The organism is Agrobacterium sp. CNPSo 2736 (assembly GCF_004005385.1).
In the GTDB taxonomy this organism is placed as follows: Bacteria; Pseudomonadota; Alphaproteobacteria; order Rhizobiales; family Rhizobiaceae; genus Agrobacterium; species Agrobacterium leguminum.
Genome location: NZ_RZTX01000001.1, coordinates 269,677 through 296,170 on the forward strand (window position 1 = coordinate 269,677; position 26,494 = coordinate 296,170).

General features: G+C 60.3%; 29 protein-coding genes. 11 read left to right on the forward strand and 18 right to left on the reverse strand.

The features are described from left to right. Positions 1–80 precede the first annotated feature (80 nt). The 4 genes from ykgO to EM858_RS01210 all read right to left on the reverse strand — a co-directional run bounded on the left by ykgO (position 81) and on the right by EM858_RS01210 (position 2,161). Entirely contained in the window at positions 81–206 is a 126-nt protein-coding gene (gene ykgO / locus EM858_RS01195; RefSeq protein WP_003497670.1) for a type B 50S ribosomal protein L36, read from the reverse strand. Positions 207–353: 147 nt separating this feature from the next. Next, positions 354–1,430 carry a 5-(carboxyamino)imidazole ribonucleotide synthase gene (locus EM858_RS01200; RefSeq protein WP_127755552.1) on the reverse strand — a complete coding sequence of 359 codons (1,077 nt, stop codon included), beginning with the start codon at positions 1,428–1,430 and terminating at the stop codon, positions 354–356. 11 nt (positions 1,431–1,441) lie between these two features. Further along, complete coding sequence (purE, locus tag EM858_RS01205) at positions 1,442–1,909, reverse strand: 5-(carboxyamino)imidazole ribonucleotide mutase (RefSeq protein WP_035212960.1); 468 nt, start codon at positions 1,907–1,909, stop codon at positions 1,442–1,444. 48 nt (positions 1,910–1,957) lie between these two features. After that, positions 1,958–2,161 carry a YdcH family protein gene (locus tag EM858_RS01210; protein WP_003497661.1) on the reverse strand — a complete coding sequence of 68 codons (204 nt, stop codon included), beginning with the start codon at positions 2,159–2,161 and terminating at the stop codon, positions 1,958–1,960. A 235-nt stretch (positions 2,162–2,396) separates the two neighbouring features. Here EM858_RS01210 and EM858_RS01215 point away from each other — a divergent pair, with 235 nt between their 5' ends. Continuing rightward, entirely contained in the window at positions 2,397–2,573 is a 177-nt protein-coding gene (locus EM858_RS01215; protein ID WP_003506164.1) for a DUF465 domain-containing protein, read from the forward strand. 103 nt (positions 2,574–2,676) lie between these two features. Here EM858_RS01215 and EM858_RS01220 read toward each other — a convergent pair whose 3' ends face one another. Further along, positions 2,677–3,441 carry a sulfite exporter TauE/SafE family protein gene (locus tag EM858_RS01220; protein WP_127755553.1) on the reverse strand — a complete coding sequence of 255 codons (765 nt, stop codon included), beginning with the start codon at positions 3,439–3,441 and terminating at the stop codon, positions 2,677–2,679. Positions 3,442–3,545: 104 nt separating this feature from the next. Here EM858_RS01220 and EM858_RS01225 point away from each other — a divergent pair, with 104 nt between their 5' ends. The 6 genes from EM858_RS01225 (at position 3,546) to EM858_RS01250 (ending at position 10,261) form a co-directional block, all read left to right on the forward strand. Continuing rightward, positions 3,546–4,199 (forward strand): thiamine phosphate synthase, encoded by a 654-nt coding sequence (locus EM858_RS01225; RefSeq protein WP_080820992.1) that lies wholly within the window; start codon positions 3,546–3,548, stop codon positions 4,197–4,199. An 8-nt stretch (positions 4,200–4,207) separates the two neighbouring features. After that, positions 4,208–5,308, forward strand: a complete 1,101-nt coding sequence (locus EM858_RS01230; RefSeq protein WP_162936878.1) for a tetratricopeptide repeat protein — start codon at positions 4,208–4,210, stop codon at positions 5,306–5,308. Between the two features lie 164 nt (positions 5,309–5,472). Next, positions 5,473–6,273, forward strand: a complete 801-nt coding sequence (locus tag EM858_RS01235; RefSeq protein ID WP_035262908.1) for an inositol monophosphatase family protein — start codon at positions 5,473–5,475, stop codon at positions 6,271–6,273. A 201-nt stretch (positions 6,274–6,474) separates the two neighbouring features. Beyond that, complete coding sequence (locus EM858_RS01240; RefSeq protein ID WP_003520359.1) at positions 6,475–7,491, forward strand: hypothetical protein; 1,017 nt, start codon at positions 6,475–6,477, stop codon at positions 7,489–7,491. A 2-nt stretch (positions 7,492–7,493) separates the two neighbouring features. Next, positions 7,494–8,525 (forward strand): peptidoglycan -binding protein, encoded by a 1,032-nt coding sequence (locus tag EM858_RS01245; protein WP_003520358.1) that lies wholly within the window; start codon positions 7,494–7,496, stop codon positions 8,523–8,525. 89 nt (positions 8,526–8,614) lie between these two features. Further along, entirely contained in the window at positions 8,615–10,261 is a 1,647-nt protein-coding gene (locus EM858_RS01250; protein ID WP_127755554.1) for an FAD-binding dehydrogenase, read from the forward strand. 1 nt (position 10,262) lies between these two features. Here EM858_RS01250 and EM858_RS01255 read toward each other — a convergent pair whose 3' ends face one another. Next, positions 10,263–12,062, reverse strand: coding sequence for an ABC transporter transmembrane domain-containing protein (locus EM858_RS01255; protein ID WP_127755555.1), 1,800 nt, complete (start codon positions 12,060–12,062; stop codon positions 10,263–10,265). A 261-nt stretch (positions 12,063–12,323) separates the two neighbouring features. Between EM858_RS01255 and rpmE the strand changes: the two genes are divergently transcribed. Beyond that, complete coding sequence (gene rpmE, locus EM858_RS01260; protein WP_003497640.1) at positions 12,324–12,545, forward strand: 50S ribosomal protein L31; 222 nt, start codon at positions 12,324–12,326, stop codon at positions 12,543–12,545. A 154-nt stretch (positions 12,546–12,699) separates the two neighbouring features. Here rpmE and EM858_RS01265 read toward each other — a convergent pair whose 3' ends face one another. The 3 genes from EM858_RS01265 to EM858_RS01275 form a co-directional block, all read right to left on the reverse strand. After that, a complete protein-coding gene (locus tag EM858_RS01265) occupies positions 12,700–13,215 on the reverse strand; it encodes a DUF1465 family protein (protein WP_003506184.1) in 516 nt (171 codons plus the stop codon). Between the two features lie 404 nt (positions 13,216–13,619). Then, positions 13,620–13,811: a DUF1192 domain-containing protein gene (locus tag EM858_RS01270; protein ID WP_003506186.1), complete on the reverse strand. Its 192-nt coding sequence runs from the start codon at positions 13,809–13,811 to the stop codon at positions 13,620–13,622. Next, complete coding sequence (locus tag EM858_RS01275) at positions 13,808–15,097, reverse strand: MFS transporter (protein WP_035262904.1); 1,290 nt, start codon at positions 15,095–15,097, stop codon at positions 13,808–13,810. The genes EM858_RS01270 and EM858_RS01275 overlap by 4 nt, the downstream gene beginning before the upstream one ends. Positions 15,098–15,234: 137 nt before the next feature. Between EM858_RS01275 and EM858_RS27020 the strand changes: the two genes are divergently transcribed. After that, positions 15,235–15,390, forward strand: coding sequence for a hypothetical protein (locus tag EM858_RS27020; protein WP_003520354.1), 156 nt, complete (start codon positions 15,235–15,237; stop codon positions 15,388–15,390). Positions 15,391–15,479: 89 nt separating this feature from the next. Here EM858_RS27020 and EM858_RS01280 read toward each other — a convergent pair whose 3' ends face one another. Then, positions 15,480–15,965 (reverse strand): Lrp/AsnC family transcriptional regulator, encoded by a 486-nt coding sequence (locus EM858_RS01280; protein WP_059755818.1) that lies wholly within the window; start codon positions 15,963–15,965, stop codon positions 15,480–15,482. Positions 15,966–16,126: 161 nt separating this feature from the next. On the opposite strand from EM858_RS01280, the gene EM858_RS01285 reads away from it, so the two are divergent. Together EM858_RS01285 and EM858_RS01290 are read left to right on the forward strand one after the other, a co-directional pair. Then, positions 16,127–16,693: a DUF296 domain-containing protein gene (locus tag EM858_RS01285; RefSeq protein ID WP_127755556.1), complete on the forward strand. Its 567-nt coding sequence runs from the start codon at positions 16,127–16,129 to the stop codon at positions 16,691–16,693. Then, positions 16,680–17,087, forward strand: a complete 408-nt coding sequence (locus EM858_RS01290; RefSeq protein ID WP_003520351.1) for a PPC domain-containing DNA-binding protein — start codon at positions 16,680–16,682, stop codon at positions 17,085–17,087. The genes EM858_RS01285 and EM858_RS01290 overlap by 14 nt, the downstream gene beginning before the upstream one ends. Positions 17,088–17,125: 38 nt before the next feature. Here EM858_RS01290 and EM858_RS01295 read toward each other — a convergent pair whose 3' ends face one another. From EM858_RS01295 to EM858_RS01330, 8 genes are all read right to left on the reverse strand, one after another. Continuing rightward, positions 17,126–18,019: a DUF296 domain-containing protein gene (locus tag EM858_RS01295; RefSeq protein ID WP_127755557.1), complete on the reverse strand. Its 894-nt coding sequence runs from the start codon at positions 18,017–18,019 to the stop codon at positions 17,126–17,128. Next, complete coding sequence (locus EM858_RS01300) at positions 18,016–18,789, reverse strand: SDR family NAD(P)-dependent oxidoreductase (protein WP_127755558.1); 774 nt, start codon at positions 18,787–18,789, stop codon at positions 18,016–18,018. Before EM858_RS01300 ends, EM858_RS01295 begins: the two co-directional genes overlap by 4 nt. A gap of 31 nt (positions 18,790–18,820) precedes the next feature. After that, the gene (locus EM858_RS01305) at positions 18,821–20,446 is read right to left on the reverse strand and encodes an acyl-CoA synthetase (protein WP_127755559.1); all 1,626 of its coding nucleotides are present in this window, start codon (positions 20,444–20,446) and stop codon (positions 18,821–18,823) included. Beyond that, entirely contained in the window at positions 20,443–21,612 is a 1,170-nt protein-coding gene (locus EM858_RS01310; protein ID WP_127755560.1) for an acetyl-CoA acetyltransferase, read from the reverse strand. Before EM858_RS01310 ends, EM858_RS01305 begins: the two co-directional genes overlap by 4 nt. Continuing rightward, positions 21,609–22,466 (reverse strand): IclR family transcriptional regulator, encoded by an 858-nt coding sequence (locus tag EM858_RS01315; protein WP_127755561.1) that lies wholly within the window; start codon positions 22,464–22,466, stop codon positions 21,609–21,611. Before EM858_RS01315 ends, EM858_RS01310 begins: the two co-directional genes overlap by 4 nt. 1 nt (position 22,467) lies before the next feature. After that, positions 22,468–23,271 (reverse strand): SDR family oxidoreductase, encoded by an 804-nt coding sequence (locus tag EM858_RS01320; RefSeq protein WP_164865265.1) that lies wholly within the window; start codon positions 23,269–23,271, stop codon positions 22,468–22,470. A gap of 76 nt (positions 23,272–23,347) precedes the next feature. Beyond that, complete coding sequence (locus EM858_RS01325; protein ID WP_059755806.1) at positions 23,348–24,358, reverse strand: TRAP transporter substrate-binding protein; 1,011 nt, start codon at positions 24,356–24,358, stop codon at positions 23,348–23,350. Positions 24,359–24,424: 66 nt separating this feature from the next. Beyond that, complete coding sequence (locus tag EM858_RS01330) at positions 24,425–26,302, reverse strand: TRAP transporter large permease subunit (protein WP_080819516.1); 1,878 nt, start codon at positions 26,300–26,302, stop codon at positions 24,425–24,427. Between the last annotated feature and the right edge of the window lie 192 nt (positions 26,303–26,494).

The following is a 26,494-nucleotide window of genomic DNA, read 5'->3' on the forward strand; positions in this document are numbered from 1 at the left end:
GCGCCCAATATCAAATGCTAACTTCTACTCTGTCAACAAAGTGATCCGCGAGCTTGATCGCGAACCGCAGTCGCAGTCAATCAGCCCTGACGAGCCTTGAAGCGCGGGTTCTGCTTGTTGATGATGTAGACGCGGCCCTTGCGGCGAACCAGGCGGTTATCGCGATGACGGGCCTTAAGCGCTTTAAGCGAATTCTTGATCTTCATTTTACTGGTCCGCAGTTTTGCACGGTTTCTGCCGTGCTTATTCAAACAATCAAAAGCGCGCAACGGGGCGCGCTCTTTTCGGTTGGCAGGCAGATACCCGTTTGAGCCCTGCCTGTCAACACTTGCCCGTGTCTTTGCCTTAAAAGACTAGGCTTTTCCTGTGCGCAAAAGCTCGGTCACATGGCCCATCTTGCGGCCCGGCCGTGCTTCCGTCTTGCCGTAGAGATGCACGAGACAGTCTTTTTTCGACAGCCATGCCGGTACATCATCGATGTCGTCGCCGATCAGGTTGGTCATGACGCAATCCGAATGGCGATCCGTGCTGCCGGGCGTGAGGCCCGATACGGCCCGTATATGCTGCTCGAATTGCGAGATCACGCAGGCCGCTTCCGTCCAGTGGCCCGTATTGTGAACGCGCGGCGCCATTTCATTGGCGACCAGCGAACCATCCGGCAGGACAAAGAATTCGATGCCGATGACGCCGACGTAATCGAGCGCCGCTAAAAGCTTCTCTGCCGACTCCACGGCGACCGCTTTCGCGGCATTGGAGAGCGCTGCCGGAACGGTTGATGTGTGCAGAATGCCGTTCAGATGGACATTCTCGGCGGGATCGTAACAGGTGACGGACCCATCCAGGAAACGGGCGGCAATGATCGAAATTTCCCGCTCGAAGGAGATGAAGCTTTCGAGAATCAGCGGCACGCCGCCGAGCTCCGCAAAGGCGCCTGTAAGGTCTTCCCCACCGCGGAAAAGACGCTGGCCCTTGCCGTCATAACCCATGCGGCGGGTTTTCAGCACGCCCTTACCGCCGAAGGCGGCCAAAGCGGCCTCCAGCTCTTCCTGGCTATCCACCGCGCGGAAATCGGCGGTCGGGATGCCGCAGCCGTTGAGGAAGCGTTTTTCCGTCAACCGGTCCTGCGAGGCGCTGAGCGCTTTCGGAGGCGGATAGACGGGAACGGAGAGGCTGAGCTTTTCGGCGGCCGCGACAGGCACGTTCTCGAATTCGTAGGTTACGACATCGCAACGGCTTGCGAGTTCCGCAAGCGCGTTTTCATCGTCATATTCCGCCACGATCTGCTCGTTGCAGGCCTGCGCAGCAGGACAATCGGCCTGCGGTTCCAGTACGATGGTACGGTGGTTGAGACGGGCTGCGGCCATCGCCAGCATACGCCCAAGCTGCCCGCCACCGATGATGCCGATGGTCAGGTCGGTCGTCTTTGCCATCACTTCTGTCGTCACTGGGCGCTATCCATGGGATATTCCGCGACAGCCGCCGACTGGCGCGCACGCCAGGCATCCAGCCGGTCGGCGAGGTCCTCGTCACTCAGCGCCAGTACCGCGGCGGCGAGAAGGGCCGCATTGATCGCGCCAGCCTTGCCGATGGCGAGCGTGCCGACCGGAATGCCGGCGGGCATCTGCACGATGGAATAGAGGCTGTCCTGACCGGACATGGTCTTCGATTGAACCGGAACGCCAAACACCGGAAGCGGCGTCATCGAGGCCGTCATGCCCGGCAGATGGGCAGCGCCGCCCGCACCGGCGATGATGACCTTGAAGCCTTCGTCCTTCGCGCCATTGGCGAAGTCATAAAGCCGGTCCGGGGTGCGGTGGGCGGAAATGATGCGGGCTTCGTATTCGATGTCGAGCGCATCCAGCGTATCGGCGGCGTTCTTCATGGTCTCCCAGTCGGACTGGCTGCCCATGATGATGGCGACGGGGGGCGTTTCTGCTGTCACGTAATGTCTCCGGGCTCAGGCGATGATATCGGGAATGACCTGGTCTTCCAGCTGGGTCATCTTGTCCTTGACGGCCAGCTTCTTCTTTTTCATGCGCTGTATTCTCAGCGCATCGCAGCTGGTCTGGATCATCGCGTTGATCGCCGCGTCATAATCCTCATGCTCCTGGCGCAGCCGCGCCAGCGTGAGCCTGATGTCCGCCTGGTCCTGATCGGGCATCTCGTCATCCCCATTTTATGCCAGCCGGAGAGTGTCCGGCGCGTATGTCATCCGTTCTGGAGGCTCTATCATCAAATCGCGGTAACGGGAAGTTATCCCTTGCGACCAAATTGCCCACTTATTGCCTTCATTTCGCCTTCGACAAGCCGGTCGATCCGTGTCACATTGTCGTCGCAAACCTGAAACTCCAGCGATGGAGAGCTGGAGGTAGGTTCAAAAAGGAAGGACGTGCCGCATGACCATTCAGGCTCATATTGCATCGCTCGAAAAGAAACACGGTGCTCTGGAGGAGGAGCTCGAAAGTATTCTTGCTTCCCCGTCGTCTGACGATAGAGAGATCGCGGACCTTAAACGTCGAAAACTGCGCCTGAAGGATGAACTGCAGAGGCTCAAGGCCTCGACAAGACATTGATTTATGCCAGACCGTCGGCCCTCGATGAATGAGGGGTCGACGGTCTGAGCCTTTCGAGCTCTGGCGGCGAAAACCTGCTGCCAGAGCTTTTTTATTGTCGAATTTAGAGCGGCAGTCCGTCCCACAGCAGTTTAAGCGCCGCAATCAGCGCCATGGCATACATGAGTGGGTAAAACACGGCCGGTTTCAGATATTTCACCACCCTGGCGCCGGCAAGCGTCGCCAGCATCGCCACCGGCAGCAGGCTTGCCGATGTCTTGAGGTTGGTGGCGTCCAGCGCGCCGAGCGCGAAATAGGGAATGAGCTTGATCGCATTCATGATGGCGAAGAAGCGCACGCTCATGCCGGTATAGGTCTTTGGATCGAGCTTCAGCGGCAGAACATAGATCTGGAAGGGCGGACCGCCCGCATGGGCGACGAAACTCGCATAACCCGACAGGCTGGACCAGAGGGTCGCAGCCGCCGGTCTTTGCGGCTTGGCCGGAATTTCCTGGCCTTTGCGGCTTTTGAAGCTCTCATGGAAATAACGCAGCACGAACAGGATCGTGACAGAGGCGACGACGAGGCGCATGGCGTCTGCGGAAATGAGGCTCGAGGTCGCCCAGCCGAGCGCGATGCCGGCGATTGCGCCCGGCAGCATGATGAGGAGCGTTTCCCGGTGGTTGTGATGCCGCCAGGCAAAAAGCGCCACGATATCCATGACGATCAGGATCGGCAGGAAGATGGCCGCCGCCTGCACGGGCGATACGGCAAGCGCCATCAGCGGCACGCCCATAAGCGCCAGAGCACCGCCCAGCCCGCCCTTGGAAAGGCCGACGAGCACGACTGCGGGGATGGCGGCGAGATAAAAATGAAAATCGGTGAGCATGGATGGACGGTTGATCCTTTCGCCGGTCCGGTTTATCGGATTTGTCATATGAAAACGAGTGCAGATTGCGCGGTAAGCGTCTTCTGTCTGAAATGGACGAACCGATGACCCTAGTTGAAGATCGTTGCCGCCTTGTCCTGATCGTTCCGCAATCGGACGACGCGCAAAAGCAGGCGACAGAGGTGGAAGACGCGTTGCGGGGCGGCGATGTCGCTTCCGTCATCATTCCGCAATATGGTCTGGATGACGCCGCTTTCCAGAAACGCGCCGAGCTGATCGTGCCGGTTGTCCAGAAGGCAGGTGCGGCAGCGCTCATCGCCGGTGACAGCCGCGTTGCCGGTCGCGTGAAGGCGGATGGCCTGCATGTGGTTGGCAATGGCGAGGCGCTTGCCGAGGCCGTGGAAAAATTCACGCCGAAGCTCATCGTCGGCGGCGGCAATGCGGATGACCGTCACAAGGCGCTGGAGCAGGGCGAGGCCAATCCGGATTATGTGTTTTTCGGAAAGCTCGAAGGCGACATCAAGCCGGAAGCGCACCCCAAAAACCTGGCGCTTGGCGAGTGGTGGGCCTCGATGATCGAAATTCCGGCCATCGTCATGGGTGGTACGGATATTTCCTCGGTGGTTGCCGTGGCGGAAACCGGTGTGGAGTTCGTGGCGATGCGCAGCGGCGTTTTCGATAATGCTACTGGCGCTGCCCAGGCCGTTTCTGAAATCAACGCCCTGCTTGACGAAAAAGCGCCACGGTTTGACGGTTGATACAGGCGATGATCATGCGCTCGGTTCACCTCTGCCTTTCCGTTTCGCTGCTGGCGCTCGCTTTCGGCGCGCCGGTGGGTGTCGCTTTTGCCCAGTCCGGGCCGCAGAGCGAAAGCAATGCACTGTCCCGCCAGCTGGAAAATGAGGCTCAACCGACCCGTCAGGGCCGGGTGCAATCCGAAGAGCAGAAGGACTTGCAGCCGTCGGCCGGCGTGAATGTCTATCAGCGCATGGGCGCGGAATTGCCGGCGCTGCCGCCTGAAAAGGAATTCAAGGGCCGGGTGGACGAAGCTTACGGGCATTTCCAGCGCGGCGAATATGTGCAGGCGCTCGACAAGGCGCTGAACCGCGCGCAGAACGGTGACGCAGCCGCCCAGACGCTGGTGGCGGAAATGATGTCGCGTGGTCTGGGCATCGCCCGTGACGAGAAGACCGCTGCTTTCTGGTACCAGCAGGCGGCTCAGGGTGGCGATCCCGTCGCCATGTTCAAATTCGCCCTGATCCTGATGGAAGGCAAATTCGTCACCCGCGACAAGGCGAAGGCCGACGACTTCATGCGCCGTGCGGCGGAAGCCGGCAACGCCTCTGCCCAGTTCAACTGGGGTCAGATACTGGTTTCGGAAAATCCCGGCGCCAAGGGCCTGTTGATGGCTTTGCCGTTCTATGAGAAATCCGCGGAACAGGGCATTGCCGATGCGCAATATGCGGTGTCGCAGATTTACTGGTCGCTCAAGGATGTGCCGGCCGAGAAGAAGGCAAAGGCGCGGGACTGGCTGACACGGGCCGCAAAGGCTGGATACGATACCGCGCAGGTCGATCTCGGCATCTGGCTGGTCAATGGTTTCGGCGGCGAGCGCAATCTGGATGAGGGTTTCCGCTGGCTCTACGGCGCGGCACAGCGCGGCAATGTCGTGGCGCAGAACAAGGTGGCGCATCTTTACATTCAGGCGCTCGGCACCCGGCCCGATCCGGTCGAAGCGGCCAAATGGTATGTGCTTTCCCGCCGCGCCGGGCTGAAGGATCCGTCTCTCGAGGACTTTTATCTCGGCATCACCGACGAGCAGCAGAAGAAGGCGATTGAGGCCGCAAATCGTTTCCGCCCGACGTGATGGAAGGGTGGCCTTGCCACGCTGACGCTGACCCATGGGCTTTTTGCCTTGAATTTCCGCGCGTTTTGTGGTCTTGAACCGCAAACTTTCAATTCAAGAAAATAATGACGTGCCTGCCCGGTGAGCTTCCGGGCGGTTCGCAAGCTTTCCAGGAAACAACATCGATGGCCCGTTCAGCCCTTCTCAATGTCATGGTTCAGGCCGCCATCAAGGCGGGTAAGTCTTTGTCGCGTGACTTCGGTGAAGTGCAGAACCTTCAGGTCTCGGTCAAGGGACCGAGCGATTTCGTCTCGCAGGCGGACCTGAAAGCCGAGAAGATCGTGCGCGATGAGCTGATGAAGGCCCGCCCGACCTATGACTTCCTGGGTGAAGAAGGCGGCGAGGAAAAGGGCACGGACGGCGCACATCGCTGGATCGTCGATCCGCTGGATGGCACCACCAACTTCCTGCACGGCATTCCGCATTTCGCGGTTTCCATCGCGCTCGAGCGTAACGGTGAAGTCGTCGCCGGCGTGATCTTCAATCCGGCCACCGACGAACTCTACACTGCCGAGCGCGGCGGCGGTGCGTTCCTCAACGATCGCCGCATCCGCGTCGCTGCGCGCAAGGCGCTGACCGATTGCGTCATCGGCTGCGGCGTGCCGCATCTCGGCCGCGGCAATCACGGCAAGTTCCTGGTTGAACTTCGCCACGTTATGGGTGAGGCAGCCGGCATCCGCCGCATGGGTGCGGCTTCGCTTGATCTTGCTTATGTCGCCGCTGGCCGTCTCGACGGTTTCTGGGAAGCCGATCTTTCGCCCTGGGACATGGCGGCAGGTCTGGTGCTGATTCGTGAAGCCGGCGGTTTCGCCTCCGACATCAAGGGCGGCACGGATATCTTCGGCAGCAGCTCCGTCGCTGCCGGCAATGAATATATCCACAAGGCGCTCGTTGAGGTCGCCAACCGTCCCATTCCGGGCCGCTGATTGGTTTTCGGCGGAAAACCTGCCGTTTTCTGCAAGTTTTAGACGCCCGGCGAATATTCGCCGGGTGTTTTTCTTTTCCGTCATCCGGTTCAAGGCTGTTTTCGTGAAACGCCTGTGACGAAAGACCGGCTTTTCGCTTCAAATCGTCGCAATTTTCAAATAGCTTCCGCTGGATAGCTGACCAGAGGGAATGCGAACGTTATGGCGGATTCGGAGCTGCTCGATCTTGGCGTCGAGAAACCGGTGACCACACGGCAATACAGTCACAAGCTGTCCAGCCCGACACCGTTTCTCTGGACGATGGTTCTGTTTCTGATCCTCGTGGGCTTCCTGGCGGCCATTCTTTACCGGCAGGCACACACCGCCTTCATGACCAATCCGGGGCTCAACGGCTTCATTCTCGGCGTGCTTGCCATCGGCATCATTCTGGTGTTCACGCAGACGATGAGCCTGCGTTCCGAAGTTCGCTGGTTCAATGCCTTTCGCGCTGCCGGCAGCGTCGAAAAGGTCGGCCGTGCGCCCAAGCTGCTTGCGCCGATGAGCACGCTGATCGGCAAGCGCGGCGAAGTCCGGCTCTCTGCCGTTACGCAGCGGACGATCCTCGATTCCATCGCGACGCGCCTCGATGAGACGCGTGACACATCGCGTTATCTCGTCGGCCTGCTGGTGTTTCTCGGCCTGCTCGGCACCTTCTGGGGCCTGATCGGCACCATTGGCGCCATCAGCAATGTCATCCAGTCGCTCGATCCGAGCGCCGGCGACAGCAACGATATTCTCGGCTCCCTCAAGGCCGGCCTGACCGCGCCGCTGGCGGGCATGGGAACGGCCTTTTCCTCGTCGCTGCTCGGTCTTTCGGGTTCGTTGATTCTCGGCTTCCTCGATCTTCAGGCCGGTCGCGCCCAGAACCGTTTCTATACCCAGCTCGAAAACTGGCTTTCCTCGGTGACGGATACGACGGAAGGGCCGAGGGAGTTCAAGGGCGAACCCGGCGCCGTGGTCAGCACCGAGCGTTCGCTTGCGGCCATGACCAGCCTTGCCGAAGGCATTCAGGGCCTGGTCAAGAACATGCGCAGCGAACAGCAGATGTTGCGAGACTGGATCGAAGCGCAGCAGGAAGAATCGAAATCGCTCCGCCGCACGCTCGACCGGCTGTCGGCGCGGATCGACAGCGACACGAAGTCTTCCGGACGCACCCGGCACGATAACGGGAGCGAGTAGCCATGGCGCTTGCGCGCAACCGCCGCCGCGACAGGGGTGTGGATTATTGGCCGGGTTTCGTCGATGCGCTCTCGACGCTGCTCATGGCCATCATGTTTCTGCTCACGGTCTTCGTGCTGGCGCAATTCGTGCTGTCGCGGGAAATCACCGGCAAGGACGAGGTGCTCACGCGCCTCAACAGCCAGATCGCTGAACTGACCGAACTTCTGGCCATGGAAAAAGGCAACAAGCAGGATATTGAGGACGCGCTCGCGAGCCTGCAATCCACCCTTGCCGCATCCGAAAACGAGCGTTCCCGGCTGCAGGCGCTTCTCGATGCGGGATCTGGCAGCAATGCGAATGCCAATGCCCGGATCGGCAGCCTGACCGGTGAGCTGGACGAGCAGCGGCAGGCCAATTCCCGCGCCTCCGCACAGATCGAATTGCTCAACCAGCAGATTGCGGCGCTGAGAGCGCAGATCGCTTCCGTGGAGGCCGCGCTTCAGGCCTCGGAAGCCAAGGACGCTTCTTCTCAGGTCAAGATCGCCGATCTTGGCCGCCGCCTCAATGTCGCGCTGGCGCAGCGGGTGCAGGAACTGAACCGCTATCGCTCCGACTTCTTCGGGCGGCTACGCGAAATCCTGTCGGACCGCGAAAACATCCGCATCGTCGGCGACCGGTTTGTCTTCCAGTCCGAAGTGCTCTTCCCCTCCGGCGGCAATGAACTCAACCCGGAAGGGCAGGCGGAGATGGAGAAGCTCGCTGTCGCGCTGCTCGATCTCGCCAAGGAAATTCCGGCCGAGATCAACTGGGTCCTGCGCGTGGATGGCCATACGGATAATGTCCAGCTTTCCGGCTCCGGCCGTTACCGGGACAATTGGGAGCTTTCCTCGGCCCGCGCCACCTCGGTGGTGAAATTCCTGATCTCCAAGGGCGTACCGGCAAACCGGCTGGTCGCCGCCGGTTTTGGCGAATATCAGCCGATTGCCGAAGGCGATACGCCGGAAGCACGGCAGCAGAACCGCCGTATCGAACTCAAGCTTACCGAGCGCTGAAATTGCGGACCGCGTCATCGCGGTTGCCTTCTGATGAAAGTAAATTTACGTTCGCGTAAAAGTAATTCCGTCATATCTGGGAGGGGCTGATGGAAGGCTATGATGTGATCGTTGTCGGCGCGGGGCTTGCCGGGCTGGTGGCGGCAACCGAGGCGGCTGAGCGGGGTTTCAGCGTCTGCGTCGTGGATCAAGAGGGCGAGCAGAACCTTGGCGGGCAGGCCTTCTGGTCGCTGGGTGGACTGTTTTTCATCGATAGTCCCGAACAGCGCCGGATGCGGGTGCGAGACAATCTCGATCTTGCAAGACAGGACTGGTTCGGTTCGGCCGGTTTCGACCGTCCGGAGGATTATTGGCCGCGCCGCTGGGCGCAGGCCTATCTCGATTTTGCTGCCGGTGAGAAACGCGAATGGCTGCACCGCATGGGCATGCGCTGGTTTCCCGTTGTCGGCTGGGCCGAGCGCGGCGGCAGCTTCGCCCATGGCCATGGCAATTCCGTTCCACGTTTCCATGTAACCTGGGGCACGGGTCCGGGCGTACTTGCACCTTTCATCCAAAAGGCGAAGGCCATGGCGGCAACCGGCCGGCTGACCTTTCGCTTTCGCCACCGGGTTGATCGTCTGGAGATCGCCGACGGCCGGGTGACTGGCGTTTCGGGTGCTGTTCTTGCAGCCGACCCCGTGCAACGCGGGCAGGAGAGCAGCCGGGAAGAGCAGGGCGATTTTATCTTCGCCGCTGCGGCGGTTATCGTCAGCTCCGGCGGCATCGGCGGCAATCAGGAACTGGTGCGGCGCAACTGGCCGGTGGAACGGCTGGGCCAGCCTCCTGCCAGCATGGTCTGCGGTGTTCCCGCGCATGTGGATGGCCGCATGATCGCCATTACGGAAACCGCCGGCGGAGCCGTCATCAACCGTGACCGCATGTGGCATTACACCGAGGGCGTGAAGAACCACGATCCGATCTGGCCGGGTCACGGTATCCGGATCCTGCCCGGCCCCTCGTCCTTCTGGTGCGATGCGGATGGAAACCGCCTCGCCGCCCCCGCCATGCCGGGTTTCGATACGCTCGGCACGCTAAAAATGCTGGGCGAACGCGGCAGCGGCCATAGCTGGTTCATTCTGACCAAGGCGATCATCAAGAAGGAATTTGCGCTTTCAGGCTCGGAGCAGAATCCTGATCTGACCGGCAAGGATATAAGGCTGCTGCTCAAGAGGTTGGGCAAGGAACCGCCGGGACCGGTGCGTGCCTTTATGGAACGCGGCGAAGATTTCGCCGTTCGGGATACGTTGGAAGAACTCGTGACGGCGATGAATGCCATCAGCGGCGACGATCGGTTGCATATAGACCATATCCGCCATCAGATAGAAGCGCGCGACCGCGAAATCGAAAACGGTTTCAGCAAGGATGCGCAGGTAACGGCCATCCACGGCGCGCGACGTTATCTCGGTGACCGGCTGATGCGGACGGCAAAACCGCACCGGTTGCTCGATCCTGCAATGGGGCCGTTGATTGCGGTGCGACTGCATGTGCTGACGCGCAAGACGCTTGGCGGCCTTCACACCGATCTTGAGGCGCGGGTGCTGGATGCTGCCGGTGCGCCGGCGCCGGGCCTTTATGCCGCCGGCGAAGTGGCGGGTTTCGGCGGCGGCGGCATGCATGGCTATAATGCGCTGGAGGGCACATTCCTTGGCGGCTGCCTGTTTTCCGGCCGCGTTGCGGGGCGCAAAGTGCTGGCGTGATCTAGGCCTGGGCGCGCAATTCGTCCGGCCCGGTCTGGAATTGCAGCCGGGCAAGCCGCGCATAAAGGCCGTTCTGGCGAATGAGGCTCTGATGCGTGCCTTCTTCGATGATGCGGCCTTCATCCATCACCAGAATACGGTCCGCTTTCAAAACGGTGGCGAGGCGATGGGCGATGACGATGGTGGTGCGAGTTTTCATCAGCTCATCGAGCGCCTTCTGAACCAGCGTTTCGCTTTCCGCATCCAGCGCCGAGGTGGCTTCGTCTAGCAGCAGAATTGGCGCATTGCGCAGAATGGCGCGGGCAATGGCGATGCGCTGGCGCTGGCCGCCGGAAAGCGTCACGCCGCGTTCACCCACCTGCGTATCATATCCTTCGGTGAGACGTTCGATGAAGCTGTCGGCCTGTGCGGCGATGGCGGCGGCGCGCACTTCCTCGCGTGTCGCGTCAGGTCGGCCAAAGGCGATATTGTCGTGGATGGAGGAGGCGAATATCGCCACATCCTGCGGAACGATGGACAGGCGCGCGCGCAGATCGGCAAGGGTGACCTCGCGAATATCCGTGCCATCGACGGTGATGCGGCCCTGCTGCGGATCGTAAAAGCGCATCAGCAGCGAAAAGACCGTGCTCTTGCCGGCACCGGAAGGTCCGACGATGGCGACGGTTTCGCCGGCGCTGACCTTGAAGGAGAGGCCGGAAACGATCGGCCGTCCTGTCGCGAGCGGATAGACGAAATCGACATTCTCGAATTCCGCCTCGCCGCGCGGCGGCCGCGGCATGGCGACGGGCGATGTGGGTTCCGCGACGGGCGAGTGCTCGTTCAGCAGTTCGGAAAGCCGTTCCGCCGCGCCACCCGCCTGCGCCAGTTCACCCCAGACTTCCGAGAGCTGACCGAGACCGCTTGCCGCGATGACCGAATAAAGCACGAACTGACCGAGCGTACCGGCCGTCATGCCGCCGGAGAGGACGCTTTGCGCGCCATACCAGAGAATGCCGACGACGCTGCCGAAGACCAGCGCAATGGCGACGGCGGTGAGGATGGAGCGGGCGCCGATGGCGGCGCGTGCGCCCTGATAGGCGGCTTCCACGGAGGCGCCATAACGGGCATTTGCCAGCACCTCGGCATTAAAGGACTGCACGGTGCGGCTCGCCGCGATTGTCTCGGAAGCATAGGCGGCGGAATTGGCCAATGTGTCCTGCGTGGTGCGGGAGCGGGCGCGAACCGAGCGCCCGAAGGCGATCAGCGGAAAAACGATGAAGGGAATGGCAAGCAGCGCAAGGCCGGAAAGGCCGGGGCTGGTATAGATCATCATTGCCACCGCGCCGCAGCACATGATGATGTTGCGCAGCGCCACCGAGGCGGACGAGCCAAAAGCCGAGCGAATCTGCACGGTATCGGCGGTTAGCCGCGAGGTGAGTTCGCCCGATCGATTGCTATCGAAAAACTGCTGCGACAGGGTGGTGAGATGGGCAAAGACATCGCGGCGCAGATCGGCGACGACCCTTTCGCCGATGGTCATGACGTAATAATAACGCATGGCGCTGGCGAGAGCGAGGACAACGGCAATCGCCAGAAGCATGGCGAAATAGCTGTTGATCATGCCGCCATCCGGCGTCTGGAAACCGTGATCGATAATGCGGCGAACGGCAAGCGGCAGGGCAAGTGTCGTGGCGGAAGAAAGCACGAGAGCGAAAAGGGCGGCCGCCATCAGGCCGCGATAACGCCGGAGATAGGGAAACAGGCCAAGAAGCGGCTTCAGGCTTCTTTGTTTCGCCGCTTTCTGCTCGTCAATGTCTGCCACGTCCTCTATGCTCCTCATTCCCTGCCGTTTTTGGGCTTTTTGCGGGTGAATTTCCGGTGTGCGGTAAAATTCCCGCCTCTTTGGCCATCTCCTTTCACAAGGGGATAGCAGGCTCTTGTTATCTGGGCGACCTTCATGTATAGGCTCCGCATCGAATTGGGAAGCCATAGCCCATCTGGTCTATGGCTTCATTTATTGAAATGGCTCAGTTGACGCAATTGCGGCAAATGGACCGCACGTCACTTAACCAGGAAGATTGTCATGAAGGCTGATATCCATCCCGATTATCACACGATCAAGGTGGTCATGACCGATGGCACCGAATACGAAACCCGCTCTACCTGGGGTTCGGAAGGCGCCGTCATGAACCTTGAAATCGACCCCAAGTCCCATCCGGCATGGACGGGCGGCAACCAGCAGCTTATGGACCGCGGTGGTCGCGTTTCCAAGTTCAACAAGCGTTTCGGCGGCCTCGGCCTCTGATCCTCTTGCGGACGGATCGTTTAAAAAAGCCCGGTTTTTCCGGGCTTTTTTGTTGCCATTTTTCTGCGATGGCGCTCGCGCCCGCGTAGCACGCAAAGAAAAAAGCAGGCCGGTGAGCCTGCTTTTCAAATTGTCCGGATAAGGTCGTCTTTTCTCAGTTGATCGAGAAAGCCGTGCGCAGAAGGTTGAGCTGCGCCTGCACGCTGTTTTCATTGTCCGGAACCTTGGCGGCTTCGGACGGGCGATAGATTTCGCGGTCGAGCAGGGCGATGCGGTTCTGGAGACGCAGCGAGCGCTCGATGAGGTCGCGGAAGGATTCCGGCAGGTCGTTCCAGCCGGGCGCGTTGCGGTCGACGTTGAAGCTGTCGAGTCGCACCTTGTTCTTTTCGCTCAGAACCTGATCGCGGGTCATTTCGCCGTTGTTGACGGCGCGCTGCAGAAGCAGCCAGGAGGCCATCTGCATCAGACGGGTGGTGAGGCGCATCGATTCCGCCGCATAAAGCACCGAGGCCATGCGCGGCAGCACCTTGGAGGCGGCGCGGCCGGCGCCGTCGAGATAACTTGCCGTTTCCTCAACCAAGGTCATGCCTTCGGTATAGAGGGTCTTGAACTGGTTGGAAGCAGCCGCGCGACCCGCAAAGCTTATGGTATTTAAAACCTGTTCCGACATTTTCTTTAAATCCCTGCTCACGCACCACACTGTCAGGCAACGACGACCCGGATATTTTGTTCCGGCCTTTAGTGTTTTCAGGATGGTATCTTTACCTGAAATGCGCAAGGCAATTATTAAAGAAGGGTTAATACCCACAGTTTTACGGAAACCGGCAAGCGGCAAAAAAAGAGCCGCGAAAGCGGCTCTCAAGGTAAAACAGGGAGAAAAATCAGACCAATTCGCCGTATGGAGAAGATGCCTGAGGTCCAGAAGAACTGGACATGTATAGTAATCTCTCAGAAAGCTTAATTTTTGGTTAATGGTAAACGAAAGACTGCCCCGTAATATTCATTTTCGGGCGCTGGCTGCGCCGTAGCTTACGGCAGCGGAAGTGCAGTCGTGTGTCTATTCTGCAGTGCGCATCAGGATCGGAAGAGATTTTCCGCCGCCTGCCTTCCGGCGGATTTTCGTGTCCTCTCCTCTTCGAGTCGGGTGATTTCGGCTTGCAGAAGATCGATACGGCTGCTCAGCTCGTCCACGGAAAGAAGGCTGAGATCGCCACCGATCTCATGCGCTGCCGGTTTTTGCGGGCGGTCATCGTCAAAGAGGCTCATATGCCTGCTCCTTTTTCCACATAGTCGCCATCGTCGCCTGGATATTGCGGCGCGCGCGGGTCAAGCGCAATACTTTCCGGCGTGACGAGCGGTGAGGGCGTCGTTGGCATCATCGTCGAGAAATTGTCTTTTTCCTCGGTCGAAAGGGCAGCGCGCCGGCGGCTTCTGATGATGGCATAGGCGGTGATGAGCAGATGCGCCACAGCCGTCACCAGAAACAGCGCATAGGGGCCGAAATGGGTCATGATCGCGCCGCCGAGCGTCGGGCCGATGATGGTGCCGATGCCGTAAAGCAGCAGCAGACCACCGGAAACCTTGACGAAGTCTTCCGATGCGGCGAAGTCGTTGGCATGGGCTACGGCGATGGGATAGAGCGCATTGGCGGCGGCGCCATAAATGGCGATCATGGAAATCAGCACATAGACATCATGCGGCTGGACCACCGCGACAGCCAGGCCGGCGACAGCGCCAAGCCCGGCCAGCCCGGCCAGCACATAGCGGCGGTCTATCCTGTCTGAAAGCCGGCCTGCGGGAAATTGCGCCAGCGCACCGACGAAAATCGTGACGGACACCATGATGGCGATCATGGTCGGGTCCAGCCCTGCCCGCGCACCGAAGACGGCGCCGAGCGTACCGTAAGCGCCGTTGGCAATGCCGATCATCAGAATGCCGATGAAGGAAACCGGTGAGTTGCGGTAAAGGGCCGGCAGATCCAGCTTCACTTTCTGCAACGGCTGTGGGCTCGCCGCTTTCGAAAGCGTCGCCGGCAGAATGGCGATGCAATAGATGATGCCGCAGATCATGAACAGCGAGGTATTGCTGATATCGCCCATCGGCACGATCATCTGCCCCGCCACGACGCCGAGCAGCGTAATGGCGATATAAAGCGAGAAGATCATGCCACGACTTTCATTGGTGGCGCGCTCGTTCAGCCAGCTTTCGATGATCATCGAGGTTCCGGCCGTGCAGAAACCGGTAAGCGCGCGCAGCGCGATCCATGAGGTGTCGTCGATGATAAGGCCGGTCATCAGCACCGTCAGGCACACCAGCGCTACGAAGGACCCGAATGCCCGCACATGACCGGCGCGGCGCACGATGGCAGGCGCGACAAAGCAGCCGACGACGAATCCCGCCGCCCAGGAGGTGCCCAGAAAGCCGAGAATTTCATTGGAGTAACCTTCCGCCGAACCACGCACCGGCAGCACGAGGCCCTGAAGGCCGTTGCCGAGAAAAAGAAACAGAGTGCTGGATAAAAGAGCGAATACGGGTAGAAGATTTCTGCTCATGAAAACACTCTCATGCGTTCGGACGGACGGTCGGACAGGTCATAGGACGGGCGTTACCCGAATGAGTTGCACTCTTCTGGTGAACGGTAAAAATGTCCAGCCTGTGACGATGCAGAAATAAAGAAAAGGCTCAATAAATGACGAAGGCGATCGGCCTTTTTTTACTGCTGGCCATGGTGGTCCAGATCATCCGGCCGCTTGGTCTGCCGGGCCTGAAAAAAAGAGGCGATTGCTGGAAGATCGCGGTTGCCGCCTTTGTCATCTGGTCGGTGACGCTGCTTCTGCGCCCGTAACGAAAAAGCCGCCCGTCGGAATGGTTTCAAAGGCTGGCAAAGTGCAAAAACCTCTCCACCGTACCATTCCTGTCCCCGGTCAGACCCATTCAGCCAGATGGAGGCTCGGCATCGGGCACGACTGACAATGTGTGCTTGAGGCATTTAAGTGCGAAACAGGAGCGGGAATGGCGTACACCCTCGATCTTGTAAAGCTTGCGGCGCAGAAACTGCTCGTAGCCCGCGGTTCCCGCCACCGCCACCTTGATGAGATAATCATATTCGCCGGTTGTCAGATAGGCTTCCAGCACTTCGGGAAGAGCGGCCATGGCTTTACCGAAACGTTCCAGAACCTCATCGTCGTGACGTTCCAGCATGACCTCGATGATCACCGTCTCGGTCAGTCCCAGATGGGCCTGATCGAGAATGGCGGTATAGCCGCGAATGACCCCTTCGTCTTCCAGCCGCTTGACGCGCTGCCAGCAAGGGCTGGGCGACAGCCCCACCTTCTCCGATAGCTCCGTATTGCTCAGCCTGCCGTTCTCCAGCAGGGCCCGCAATATCTTGCGGTCAATTCTGTCCAGCGGCTTCGTCATGCAGGCCTCCCTGAAATATATTGCAAAAAAATCTGCCGTCCGTGGGGTCGCTCGCGAAAGAAGTATTTTCCGAAGGGCGCTTTGGCGGTGCCATTTGAAAGCACCTTTGGCTGGTCTTTGAGTACCGTACTGCAAGGTACAGGCAGCAGGGAGGAGCAGGCATGGCACCCACACAGCAACAGCATTTTCCAAGGCCGAGAACGCTGATACACCCCGGTATTTCTTCGCCGGTGCGTATCAACAGCCTGCGCTCTCCGTCTGCGCGTCATATGCGGCTGTTCATCGCGCCGGGGTGCAGCCTCTACGATGGCATCGTGCGGTCTTTGGCCGAAAACGGCATTGAAAATGCCTCTTTGACCATTCTCGGCGGTTATTTCGATATCCTGTCCTATTGCGTGGCTCCACCCGATCCTTCCGGCAAGGCGGTCATCGCCTATACGAAACCCATCGATGCCGGGGCGGCCTGGCTGGTTTTCGGCAACGCCACGCTGGGGCGGAGCATGAAGGGCGAGCCGATCGTGCATTGCCATGCCGCCATGCGGACTGCGGCGGGCGTGGTCAAAGGCGGCCATTTGCTGACGGAATCCTGTATCGTCGGAGAAGGCGGCATTTCCGCACTTGTGACCTCGCTCGACAGTTTCGTGCTGCAGCAGTCCTTCGATCCCGAAACCAATATCCCCCTTCTTCAACCCAGGAACCGCACGGAGCGCGCCGATGAACACGCATAACACTGTCGAATCCGGCTCCATGGGCCGCGTGGCCTATGCCCGCATCGCGCCCAATGAAGACCTCGTGCTCGGCGTCGAGAAACTGTGTCTGGCGGAAGGTTTCCGCAACGCCTTCGTGCGCGGCGCGCTGGGCAGTCTGGTGGATGCGTGCCTCGGCACCCGCAGCGGCGCGTTTTTGCAGATAAGCGGTCCTGCCGTTGAGATCGTTTCGATTGCCGGTGAGGTACGCGCCCAGCCCGATGGTTCCCTGCGCGCCGCGCTGACCGGCGTTGTTGCCGATACCGATGGCGCGGTTTACGGCGGTCCCTTCATCGCCGGCGCCAACCCCGTGTGCATGACCTTCGAGGTGACGCTGGAAGAATGGTTGCCTGCGGAAAAGCCGCAGGCGGCGTGAGGTATGGTAAGGCGGGCGGTGGAGTTGCACGGCGCAACTCATGCGGCCGCCCCCTGTCTTTCGGTCAAAAGCAGCTCGAAAGTGACGCAGACCGGGTTTTTGCCGCGCACCAGCCGCCCGCCGCTGATCTGCGTGGTAAGATCGACCATCGCAATATCCAGCATTGCCCGTTCGCCACCTGTGGCGGAGGGGTGGATGTGGCCATTGCGGATGAGGATTTCGCTGGCATAGGCGGTGAGGCTTGTTCCGTCTTCATAATCCGCGCCGATCAGGCTGCCGATGCCATTGACCTCGGCCTCCCGCAGGTCGAATTGTCTGCAGGCGGCTTCAAGCGCCGTGCAGATATCGGTATTGGGCCGCACTGTGCATAGCAGCGCCCGGAGCCCTGCATCCTTCCGGTTGCGCGGTTGCGCGATGGGCGTGAAGAGGGGGAAATTGGTTTCCGCATCCTTTTGCACGTCCAGAATTGCACCATCCAGTGCCAGCGCCTCAAGCGGCGTTTCCCCGGCAAATTCGGACTCCAAGGGCAGCAGGTGGCCCATGGATAGAACGCCTTCGGTACTTTTCCACGAACCATGGCAGTGCAGGAACGGCCGACCGTCGCGCCGCCCCATATGCAGGCCGGCATCGATGATCGTGCCTCCCGGCATGGAGAATGTTTCGCTATACCAGGCGGCATGGGCGTCATCGGGTGCGGCTGCGGGCATCACATAGTGCAACCGCTTCATCGGCACGTTTTTCAGTCTGACATAACCGCCATCGAAACCCTGTTCGACAAAGGCCTCTGCAATCGCTTCGTTGACGCAGACACCGGGTTTGGCATTCAGCGTGACCGGGTGGGCGTGGCAGCCGACGACGCGGAAGCGTTCGGGTATTGCCGGCCCCGGATGGGCGATGCTGCGCGGAAGCCCCTCCGGGGGCATTGTCGTCATACCGCAAGCCCTGCGGTAATGAAGCCGCCGTCCACGGCCAGCACCTGTCCGTTGATGTAGCTCGCGTCCTCCGACACAAGGAAAGCCACGGCAGAGGCAATCTCGTCCGTCCTGCCATAGCGGTGCATGGGAACGCGGCTGTGCCACTGGCTGCGAACATTCTCCGTATGAACCGCCTGGGTGAGGGGGGTATCGACGGGGCCGGGCGCAATCGCATTGACGCGAATGCCCGATTGCCCGAGCTCGTTTGCCATAACCATCGTCAGAAGATTGACGCCGCCCTTTGAAGCGCCATAGGCGCTGCGGCCACGATTGCCGCACATGCCGGAGACCGAGCTGATATTGACGATCGAACCGGAAATTGCGCGGTCCAGCCAGTAACGCGCGGCGGCGCGGGCCACGGCGAAGCTGCCGACGAGATTAACGTCAACGATACGACGGAATTCCTCCACGCTGGTGTCGACGGAAAGCTTGTCGATGCCGATGCCGGCACTGTTGACGACGGCCACCAGATCAACGGCACGATCGGCGCCGCCTGCCGTCAAGGCGGCGAAAGCCTCTTCTATCGAAGCCTCATCCGCCACGTTGCAGACGATGCCGCGCGAAGCATCGATGCCGAGTTTTTCGCAGGCCGCATCCAGCGCCTCACGTTTGAGATCCAGTAGCCATGGCTGCCAGCCGCGCGCCAGCAACAGCTGCGCCGTGGAAAAGCCGATACCCGATGCGCCGCCGGTGATGGCGACAGCGCCTTTCATCTCTCTCTGTGTCATACCGTCTCCTCCCGGTTATGCGTTACAGCCTTCAGCCGGTCAGTTTTTCCTCGAAAACCGGCATCTGGCCGCGCTTTTCCAGCTCCTCGCGGATCATCTTCTTGGTGATCTTGCCATAGGCGGATTTCGGCATCGCATCCCAGAACACGACGGCTTTCGGCAGCTTGTAACGGGCCATCTTGCCGTCGAGATAGGCTTTCAGGTCGATGCCGGCGATATCCGCGCCCTCCCGCGCCACGCAGACAGCGACGCCGACCTCGCCCCAAACCGCGTCCGGCACGCCCAGAACCGCTGTCTCGCTGATATCCGGGTGCATGAGGATTTTTTCCTCGATCTCACGCGGATAGATGTTCGAGCCGCCGGAAATATACATGTCGGAGGCGCGGCCGGTGATGTAGACGAAACCGTTCTCATCGCGGTGGCCAAGATCGCCGGTGCGGAACCAGCCGTTGCGGAAGGCTTTGGCATTGGCGTCGGGATTATCGTAATAACCGGCGAAAACAGCAGGGCCGATCACGCAGATTTCGCCGGTTTCACCGGCCTGAAGCTCCTCGCCCGCATCGTTCTGGATTTGCACTTCCATGCCGGTGCGATCGAAGCCGCAGGTGCCGATCCGCGCCTCCGGGCCGTCCTCGGCGGCGTGGAAGGAGGGCGGCAGCACGGTGATGTTGCCTGTCACTTCGCCAAGGCCGAAATATTGCACCAGCACCGGGCCGAGCTTGGCAAGCGCCCGTTTCTGATCGGTGCGATACATGGGCGCACCGGCATAGATGACGTAGCGCAGCGAGGAATGATCGAAACGATCCACGGAAGGGTCTTCGATCAGCATTTTCAGAATGGTGGGCACGGTGAAGGCATTGGTGATGCGCCATTTCTCGATCAGCGCCCACACCGCAGGCACATCGAGTTTTTCCGCAGCCGGAAGCACCGTTTTTGCCCCATGCGCCACCTGCACCAGCTGGTGAATGCCCGCGCCATGGGAAAGCGGCGCAACGACGATGGAAGCGTCGCCCGGTCCGGTGCCGGGCATCAGATCACAAAGATGGTTGGTGATGACGAAGGCCATCTGGCCATGGGTCAGTACCGCCGCCTTCGGTCGACCCGTCGTGCCGGAGGTGAAGAAGAACCAGCAGGGATCGTCCCGATCCACCGCCTGGCTTTTGACTTTCTGGCCCAGATGACGGGCCACGATGGTATCGTAGTCCTCGCCGAATTCGGCCGTGCCAATGGCGATGGTGAAATCGATCGCGGTCGCCTCACGGCTGGCCTTCGCATGCTCGGGAAAAGCGCTGGCGCAGATCATGCCGCGTGCGCCGCTGGCTTTTGCGAGATAGGCCACCTCATCGGGCGACTGGCGATAATTGGTCGGCACCCACACCGCGCCCACGCGGAAGCAGGCGAACATGGATTCGAACATCTGGTTGTTGTTGGAAGACTGCACCAGAATGCGGTCACCTTTCCTGACGCCGAATTCGGTTACCAGCGCCAGCGCCATGGCATCGACGCGGGCGTCCATTTCAGCCCATGTCCAGCTCTTGTCACCCCATACGAAGCCGATGTCGGCGGGGTTTCGGCGCGCTGCCTGGGTCAGGAAATGCGCAAGATTCATGACCCGCGTGGTCGAAGGCGCAACCCCGCCCGGAGGATGTATCGTCATTTCACGCGCTCCATGATCGAGACATAGTTGGCAACCGCAGTTCCCCCCATGTTGAAAACACCGGCGAGCGAGGCATCGGGGATCTGCATGTCGCCCGCTTCACCCATCAATTGCATCGCCGCCATGACGTGCATGGAGACCCCGGTTGCCCCGACCGGATGCCCCTTGGATTTCAGCCCGCCGGAGGGGTTGATCGGCAGGCGACCGGTTTTCAGGGCCGTGCCTTCGCGCACCACCCGGTGGCCTTCACCGGGCTTCGCCAATCCCATCGCCTCATATTCAATGAGTTCGGCAATGGTGAAGCAATCATGAGTTTCGACGAAGGAAAGGTCGTCGAGCGTTGCGCCTGCGAGTTCCAGCGAACCTGCCCAGGCGCGGCGCGCGCCCTCGAAGGCCAGCGGATCGCGGCGGCTGAGCGCCAGAATGTCATTGACATGCTTGCGGCCCCTGAAACCGATGGCCCGGTTGAGTGTCGCCGCGGTTTCCTCGTCGGCCAGAACGATGGCGGCAGCGCCATCGGAAATCAACGAGCAGTCGGTGCGGCGCAGGGGGCCAGCGACATAAGGGTTCTTCTCCGATACCGTATTGCAGAAATCGAAGCCGAAATCCTTGCGCATATGGGCATAGGGATTGACCGCGCCATTGGCGTGGTTCTTGGCGGCGATCATCGCCAGTTCTTCCGAGCGATCGCCATAGCGCTGGAAATAGGCCTCAGCGATACGTCCGAACTGGCCGGCAAAGCCGCCGGAAATATCGGCTTCCTCAGCGCGGTAGCAGGCGGATAGCAGGATTTCACCCACCTCGGCGGTTGGCAGCGCCGTCATTTTTTCGGCGCCGACAACGAGCGCGATGCGTCCACGCCCGGCCTCGATGAAATCCATGGCGCTGTAAAGGGCGGCCGATCCCGTCGAGCAGGCATTCTCGAAACGCACTGCGGGCGTATAGGCGAGGCGCTCATCGCCCATGGCCACCAGCGCGCCCTGAAAATCCTGTTTCGAGAAACCGTTATTCATGACGCCGACGAAAATGCCGTCTATATCGCCGACATCGACGCCGGCATGGTCTATGGCTGGCACCACGACCGAAGCCATCAGTTGCTCGGTATTTTCAAGGGTCGATTTGCCGAAAGGCGAATGCGCCCAGCCGACGATCTGCGCTTTGCTCATTTGCTCGTTCTCCTTGTTTGCCGTTTTGCATCGCCTTCGCCGCGCGTGCGGGCGCGGCTGGCCATCATTTCCGCAATGCGTGTTTCGATGCGCGTCACTTCCTCGCGCAGCAGGGCCGCCAGTTCCGGCTGGCGCTCCGGTCGCATGCGGCTGTCGACGGCGGCAATGCTCAACGCCCCCGCCACAGCGCCATCCGGTGTTCGGATGGCAACGCCGATACCCCAGGAATTGGAGAGGATCAGACCCGGATTGAGCGAATAACCATTGGTTCTCGTCAATTCGACATCGCGGCGCAGCCCGTCCAGCGTGATGCCGGGATAGTTCGCGGCAATCAGCCCGCTATTGGCGGCAATGACGCTTTCGACCTCGGCATCGGGCAGCGCCGCCAGCATGGCGAGCGATCCCGCGCCAATGCCCAGCGGGTGCTCGAAACCGGCCTGAAGCGCGTGGGTGCGCACCGGCCAGGTGCCTTCTTCGCGATAGAGGCACAATGCAAATGTATCGCGGCGCACGGAAAGGAAGCTCGAATCCTCTGTCCGGCGGGAAATGCGCGTCAGACTGTCCTGGGCCATCTGCAGCAAGCCGAAACGGCGCGATGACAGACTACCCAGCACATAGGCTTCCTCGCCCAGATAATAACGCCGCGTTTCCTCATCCTGCTCCACCAGGCCGGCGCGGATCAGCGCCAGCAGCAGGCGGCGGGCCGTGGGCTTGTTCAGCCCGCTTTCGGTGACGATGACCGAAAGCGCCACACCGCGTTCGGCATGACGCCCCACCATTGATAGAAGTCCCAGCGCCCGGTCTACCGCGCGCGCGCCTGTCAGGTCGCTTTCTGTCGGGATCATCGTGGCCATATCAGGAAAACGCTCCCACCGCACAGCTTTGCCCGCCATCGACCGGCAGGCAGATGCCGGTGATGAACTTGGCTTCATCGGATGCCAGAAAGACTGCCGCGCGGGCGATATCGAAGGCATCGCCCATGCGGCCGACCGGGACCGCGGCATTGCGCGCCGCCACCATATCCTCGACGGAGGCATATTGATTGCTGATCTGTTTGTAGATCAGCGGCGTGTCGATCATTCCGGGCAGAACGCAATTGGCGCGAATGCCCTGGCGGGCATATTGCATGGCCAGCGCCACGGTTGCCTGGTTTACGGCGGCTTTCATGGCGTAATAGGCAAAATAGGGATAGCCGGTCCAGCGAATGGAGGCGAGCGAGGAGATGTTGACGATGGCCCCGCCGCCCTGCGCCAGCATCACCGGCAACACTGCCTTTGCGGTGCGATAAACGGAGCCGATATTGAGATCGACCGAGGCGCGAAAGCGTTCCTCATCCAGCTCGACCGGGCCGCCCATATGGGTCACGCCGACATTGTTGTGCAGAATATCGATGCCGCCGAAGACCTCGCAGGTCCGCGCAACCGTGGCTGATACGGAATAGAGTTCCGTGACATCGGCCGCAACCGCAATCGCCTCGAAACCTTCGGCGCGAATAATCTGCGCGGTTTCCTCTGCCGCGTCGGCGGAGAGGTCGACACAGGCCACGCGCGCGCCTTCGCGGGCAAATTGCACGGCCGCAGCCTTGCCATTGCCGAAACCCGGACCAGATGATCCTGCACCAAAAACAATGGCGCGTTTTCCCGTCAGGCGACCTGTCAAAACAGTCTCCATTACAATCGTCAGAAATAGTCGGGTCGGCCCCGCCTGACGCGGGGCCAGCTATTCAGCAGACCGATCAGGTCAGGCTGGCGCCAACGGCCTTTTCGAGAATGGCCCAGGCTTCATCGCCATATTTGCCCTTCCATTCGGAATAGAAGCCGGCTTCCTTGAGGGTTGCACGGAAGAGTGAGGCGTCGGTGTCGTTGAAGGTCATGCCCTTGGCAATCAGGTCTTCCTTCACCGAGGCATTGAGTTTCGCCACATCGGCCCGCTCGTCCTTGCCTGCCTGATTGAGGTTTTTGGCAACGATGGCGCGCAGGTCATCCGGCAGGCGCTCCCAGGCGCGCTTGTTCGCCAGGAACCAGAAGCCGTCCCACATGTGGTTGGTGACCGAGCAGAATTTCTGCACTTCGAACAGCTTGGCGGTGGAAATGATCGCCAGCGGGTTTTCCTGGCCATCGACAACGCCGGTCTGCAAGGCGGTGTAGACTTCAGCGAAATTGATCGAGGCAGGGGCCGACTTGAAGGCCTTGAACATCGAGGTCCAGAGCGGGCTTACCGGCACGCGGATCTTGAAGCTTTCGAGATCGGCCGGCGTGGCGATGGGCTTGGACGCGCTGGTGATCTGGCGGAAGCCGTTATCCCAGATGGTGTCCATGGCAACGAGGTTCTGCTTGGCGATTTCGCCGCGGACATATTTGCCGAGATCGCCATCCATGGCCGCCCAAACCGAATCGTAGTTCGGGAAGGCGAAGCCGATGCCGCTGATGGATGCATTCGGCACCAGCGTCGACAGGATCAGTGGCGAAAGCGTAAAGAATTCAACGCCGCCCGAGCGTACCTGGCTCAGCACATCCGTATCAGCGCCCAACTGGCTGCTGGGGAAGATATTGATCATCACCTGGCCGTCGGTTTCCTTGGCGATACGGTCGGCCGCTTCCTTGGCGCGGATGTTCATGGGGTGCGCTGCAGGCAGGTTGTTGGCGTATTTATAATTGAATTGCGCAGCGCGGGCGCGCGACACAAAAGCGGTGGCAAGAACGGCAGAACCGGCGCCGGCCAACACGGTACGTCTGTTGATATTCATTGCTTTCTCCTCCCAAAATAAAAGCATGTGTCATTCATCGGCGTGGCGGGTGGACCCGCCACGGTCTCAGAGCAGAATTGTCGAGAAGCCCGGAATTGCCGCAATCAGCAGCAGACCGATGACCATGGCTGCGAGATAGGGCCAGATGGCGCCCATGGCCTCATCGGGCGAAACATTGCCTATCTTGCAGGCGATATAGAAACCGATGCCGATGGGCGGCGCCATCAGGCCGATATTCATGGCGACAACCACCACCATCGAATAATGGATGTCGTTGATGCCAAGCGTGCGGGCGATGGGGAACATGATCGGTGCGAGCAATACGATTGCCGGCAGGCCTTCCAGCACGCAGCCGAGGATCATGAAAATCAGGATCGACACGACCATATAGGTCATCCATCCGCCCGGCAGATCGGTGATCATCGCGGTCAGCTGGAAGGCAAAGCCGCTCTGGGTCAACCCCCACGCCATGGCCGAGGCGCAGCCGAGGATCAGCAGGATCGCCCCGGAAAGGGCTGCCGTCTCCACCAGCATGGAATAGAGTTTTTTGAGGCTGATGCCGCCATAGAGTACCGCACCGATAATCATCGCATAGAGCACGGCAATGGTGGAAACCTCGGTGGCCGTCGCCACGCCGCCGCCGACGAGGCTGCGGATGAGGAAAGGCAGAACCAGCGCCGGTGCGGCAACCAGGGCCGCCTTGCCGACCAGCGGCCACGGGGTGCGTTTTGCGCCTTCCATGTTTTCATGCCGCGCCTTCCATCGGGCCAGAACGGCCAGCACCAGAAGCAGCACCATGGCGATCATGAAGCCGGAAGTGAACAGGCCGGCAATCGACACACCCGCCGCCGAACCGAGAACGATCAGCACGATGGAGGGCGGAACCGTATCGGCCATGGCGGCGCCGGTGGCGAGCAACGCAATCATTTCCTTGGGCTTGTGGCCACGGCGCTTCATTTCCGGAAACAGCGCCGGTGCAACCGTCGCCATATCTGAAACCTTGGAGCCGGAAATGCCCGAGACCAGAAACAGCGAGCCCAGCAGCACATAGGACATGCCGGCGCGAATATGGCCGAACATCGAGGATAGCAGTTCGACAATCGCCTTGCCCATGCCGGTGGCATCGAGCACACAGCCCAGCAGCACGAAAACCGGAACCGAGAGCAGAATGATGCCCGACATGCCCTCGTCAATGCGCCCGATCATCACGATGGTCGGAACCCAGGTGGTAAAGGTCAGGTAGGCTAGGGTTCCAAGGCCAAAACAGAAGGCGATCGGTACGCCCAGCACCAGAAATACCGCCACGAACAGGCCGAGGAAGATCGCCAGATTGAAATTGCCGAAAGTTTCGAGCGTCGGCGATGCCAGATAGAGCAGGCCGGAGGCGACCGCGACGGTGACAACGGCTGCGATGATGTCCCGCAGATTTTCCCTGCGGAAGAGATTGTTGAGGACCAGCAGCAGCATCAGACAGGCGCCGACCGGCAATGCCGCGGCGCGGAAGGACATCGGAATATTCAGCGCCGCCGAGGTGACGACCCATTCCTCAATGGCATATTCTATCGCCGGCTTGATAATCGCCGCAAGAAATGTCGCCACCAGCACGAGCGCGAGCGAGTTGACATAGCCCAGAATGCGCTGCGGAAACATGTTGAGAAACAGCGTCAGTCGCAGGTGTTCGCTGCGGTCGATGGCAATTGCCGCACCCAGCATGGCAAACCAAAGGAAGCTCAACGACGCCGTTTCATCGATCCAGACGATTGGCAAATGCAGGGCATAACGCGATGTCACGCCCAGCAGAAGCAGGCCGATCATCACCGCCAGCAGCACCGCCGCCACGGCCTCGACGGGTCGCATGAACCACGAGCCTGTTACGGGCCCCGTATGCAACAGCTCTCCGTCGAGTACAAATACGTCGTCATTCGCGTTTGCGGTCATGGTCATCGGGGCCTCCTCTCCCACAGAACAACCTTCGCAACGGACTGCGGCAGACAAAGAGGATTATCCGCGTCCAGGCCAATATCATGACTGACGCATCAGGATATATCTGTCATTGCCAGACCGGCCAGACCCCTCCAAAAGCCTGAAACTAGCGGTATATTGCCTCCACAATATGGACCGTTAAAAAACTATGCA

Excerpts from the sequence above, each read along its gene's own strand:
- ykgO (WP_003497670.1), bottom strand. The coding sequence starts at position 206 with ATGAAGATCAAGAATTCGCTTAAAGCGCTTAAGGCCCGTCATCGCGAT.
- EM858_RS01200 (WP_127755552.1), bottom strand. The coding sequence starts at position 1,430 with ATGGCAAAGACGACCGACCTGACCATCGGCATCATCGGTGGCGGGCAG.
- purE (WP_035212960.1), bottom strand. The coding sequence starts at position 1,909 with ATGGGCAGCCAGTCCGACTGGGAGACCATGAAGAACGCCGCCGATACG.
- EM858_RS01210 (WP_003497661.1), bottom strand. The coding sequence starts at position 2,161 with ATGCCCGATCAGGACCAGGCGGACATCAGGCTCACGCTGGCGCGGCTG.
- EM858_RS01215 (WP_003506164.1), top strand. The coding sequence starts at position 2,397 with ATGACCATTCAGGCTCATATTGCATCGCTCGAAAAGAAACACGGTGCT.
- EM858_RS01220 (WP_127755553.1), bottom strand. The coding sequence starts at position 3,441 with ATGCTCACCGATTTTCATTTTTATCTCGCCGCCATCCCCGCAGTCGTG.
- EM858_RS01225 (WP_080820992.1), top strand. The coding sequence starts at position 3,546 with ATGACCCTAGTTGAAGATCGTTGCCGCCTTGTCCTGATCGTTCCGCAA.
- EM858_RS01230 (WP_162936878.1), top strand. The coding sequence starts at position 4,208 with ATGATCATGCGCTCGGTTCACCTCTGCCTTTCCGTTTCGCTGCTGGCG.
- EM858_RS01235 (WP_035262908.1), top strand. The coding sequence starts at position 5,473 with ATGGCCCGTTCAGCCCTTCTCAATGTCATGGTTCAGGCCGCCATCAAG.
- EM858_RS01240 (WP_003520359.1), top strand. The coding sequence starts at position 6,475 with ATGGCGGATTCGGAGCTGCTCGATCTTGGCGTCGAGAAACCGGTGACC.
- EM858_RS01245 (WP_003520358.1), top strand. The coding sequence starts at position 7,494 with ATGGCGCTTGCGCGCAACCGCCGCCGCGACAGGGGTGTGGATTATTGG.
- EM858_RS01250 (WP_127755554.1), top strand. The coding sequence starts at position 8,615 with ATGGAAGGCTATGATGTGATCGTTGTCGGCGCGGGGCTTGCCGGGCTG.
- rpmE (WP_003497640.1), top strand. The coding sequence starts at position 12,324 with ATGAAGGCTGATATCCATCCCGATTATCACACGATCAAGGTGGTCATG.
- EM858_RS01265 (WP_003506184.1), bottom strand. The coding sequence starts at position 13,215 with ATGTCGGAACAGGTTTTAAATACCATAAGCTTTGCGGGTCGCGCGGCT.
- EM858_RS01270 (WP_003506186.1), bottom strand. The coding sequence starts at position 13,811 with ATGAGCCTCTTTGACGATGACCGCCCGCAAAAACCGGCAGCGCATGAG.
- EM858_RS01275 (WP_035262904.1), bottom strand. The coding sequence starts at position 15,097 with ATGAGCAGAAATCTTCTACCCGTATTCGCTCTTTTATCCAGCACTCTG.
- EM858_RS27020 (WP_003520354.1), top strand. The coding sequence starts at position 15,235 with ATGACGAAGGCGATCGGCCTTTTTTTACTGCTGGCCATGGTGGTCCAG.
- EM858_RS01280 (WP_059755818.1), bottom strand. The coding sequence starts at position 15,965 with ATGACGAAGCCGCTGGACAGAATTGACCGCAAGATATTGCGGGCCCTG.
- EM858_RS01285 (WP_127755556.1), top strand. The coding sequence starts at position 16,127 with ATGGCACCCACACAGCAACAGCATTTTCCAAGGCCGAGAACGCTGATA.
- EM858_RS01290 (WP_003520351.1), top strand. The coding sequence starts at position 16,680 with ATGAACACGCATAACACTGTCGAATCCGGCTCCATGGGCCGCGTGGCC.
- EM858_RS01295 (WP_127755557.1), bottom strand. The coding sequence starts at position 18,019 with ATGACGACAATGCCCCCGGAGGGGCTTCCGCGCAGCATCGCCCATCCG.
- EM858_RS01300 (WP_127755558.1), bottom strand. The coding sequence starts at position 18,789 with ATGACACAGAGAGAGATGAAAGGCGCTGTCGCCATCACCGGCGGCGCA.
- EM858_RS01305 (WP_127755559.1), bottom strand. The coding sequence starts at position 20,446 with ATGACGATACATCCTCCGGGCGGGGTTGCGCCTTCGACCACGCGGGTC.
- EM858_RS01310 (WP_127755560.1), bottom strand. The coding sequence starts at position 21,612 with ATGAGCAAAGCGCAGATCGTCGGCTGGGCGCATTCGCCTTTCGGCAAA.
- EM858_RS01315 (WP_127755561.1), bottom strand. The coding sequence starts at position 22,466 with ATGGCCACGATGATCCCGACAGAAAGCGACCTGACAGGCGCGCGCGCG.
- EM858_RS01325 (WP_059755806.1), bottom strand. The coding sequence starts at position 24,358 with ATGAATATCAACAGACGTACCGTGTTGGCCGGCGCCGGTTCTGCCGTT.
- EM858_RS01330 (WP_080819516.1), bottom strand. The coding sequence starts at position 26,302 with ATGACCATGACCGCAAACGCGAATGACGACGTATTTGTACTCGACGGA.